Annotated in this window: 2 protein-coding genes and 1 pseudogene; all 3 read right to left on the bottom strand. The window is 61.0% G+C overall.

What is annotated here, in order from left to right:
* Positions 1-563, bottom strand: a 563-nt coding sequence (locus WAW17_RS12975; protein ID WP_422333373.1) for a branched-chain amino acid ABC transporter permease, incomplete at its 3' end; no start/stop codon positions are given.
* A complete protein-coding gene (locus tag WAW17_RS12970) occupies positions 560-1,459 on the bottom strand; it encodes a branched-chain amino acid ABC transporter permease (protein ID WP_422333372.1) in 900 nt (299 codons plus the stop codon). The genes WAW17_RS12970 and WAW17_RS12975, both read right to left, overlap by 4 nt.
* A gap of 9 nt (positions 1,460-1,468) precedes the next feature.
* Positions 1,469-1,650 (bottom strand): annotated as a pseudogene (locus WAW17_RS12965) (ABC transporter ATP-binding protein); the annotation flags it as partial.

Genomic DNA, 1,650 nt, shown 5'->3' with positions numbered 1-1,650 from the left:
AAGCCGGACCAGCTCGGCGGACGCAGCAACCCTCGTGGGATCGTCATGCCCTTCGAGCCGCCGGTCAAATCGCTGAAGTAGGCGATGATTTCAGGGAACGCGACACCGAAAGCCAGCGTCACCGTGGCGAGGTAAAGCCCCTTTATTCGCAGGGCAGGAAGCCCGACGATCAGACCGACGACGAAGCAGATCAGCAGTGCCACAGGCATGGTGGAGAGCGGCGACCATCCGTACTTGACCACCAACACCCCGGTGGTGAACGCTCCGAGTCCGAAGAAGGCCGAGTGCCCGACCGAGATAAGTCCGAGATACCCGGTGGCGATGTTGAGACCGGCGATCGCAATCGCATAAATCGCGACGCGGGTGAGCTGGCCCTGCTCGAACGGCCCGAGCGAGCCACCCCAAGCGATCACGGCCGCCGCAACCGCGAAGCCGACTCCGATCAGGATCCGGTAGGTCGTCGATCCACGCTCGATCAAGCGCGGACCCCGTTTACGGTTAGCGCCCAGCGAATTCGCGACCGAGGTGTCTCGGTTCGCGGAGTTTGTGATCGCGGTAGTCATACTCTCTCCACTTGACGGGCACCGAACAGACCGGTGGGCTTGAACACGAGGACACCGACAATGACCAAGAGGGCGATCGTCAAGGACAACGAACCGTGCAGGAACGTCGCATACCCATTGAGCAGAGACAACCCGATGGACAGGCCCAGGCAGCCCACGACGGCACCCTTGATGCTGTCCAAACCACCGAGCAGTGCGCCGGCAGTGGCGAAGATCAGCACGTGAAACATGCCACTCAATCCGAGTTGGCCCGGCGGCAGAATCGGGATGATCATCGCACCGGCCAGTGCGCCGATCGCAGCCGAGATACCCCAGCTGAGCGTCAGAATCCGACCGACCTTGATCCCACACAGCGCCGCCGACTCCGGATTGGTTGCTACAGAACGCATCTGCAATCCCAGGTTGGTTTTGGTGAACATCACGGTGACCGCAACCACGACGGCTGTCGTGACGGCCATGATCAGGATCGAGTCGTAGTGCAGGCGTGCCCCGGCGATCGAGAAGTAATCGTTCTCGCCGTGCGGAAACATCCGCGGAAACACCTTGTCCTCTGATCCCCAGATCCAGCCACTGAGGCCATTGAGTCCGGTGAACAAGGCGAGGCACACGATGAGGACCGCGTTCTCGTCCCTTCGTCGCACTGAGCGAACCAGCCAGCGCTCGGCGAGCGCGCCCATACCGAAGCCCAGCACCATGATCGGGATCAGCGCGACCCAGATGGGGACACCGTGACTGTTGAGCCACCAGGCGATATAGGCAGTGAACAGGGCGAATTCACCCTGCGCAAAGTTGATGGTCGACGAACTCCGGAACACAACCACCAGGGCGAGAGCTATCAAGATATAGAGCGCGCCCGCTGTGGTTCCGGCGAACAGGCGTGACAGCAGAATTTCCATGATTCCGTCCTAGTAGCCGAGATATGCCTGGCGGATGGAGTTGTTCGCACGGAACGACTCCGTTGTCCCCGACGCTGCTACAGAACCGACCTCGAGCAGATACACACGTGAGGCGATGTCCAAAGCGAGTTCGGCGTTCTGTTCTACCAGTAGCAGGGCAGTGCCCAGTTCTTCGTTGACCTGGCGCAGGC

The sequence above is a fragment of the Rhodococcus sp. (in: high G+C Gram-positive bacteria) genome (genome assembly GCF_049286785.1).
Classification (GTDB): Bacteria; Actinomycetota; Actinomycetes; order Mycobacteriales; family Mycobacteriaceae; genus Rhodococcus_F.
Note: the sequence above shows the minus strand (reverse complement) of the source record. Positions and strands in the feature narration are given on the sequence as shown.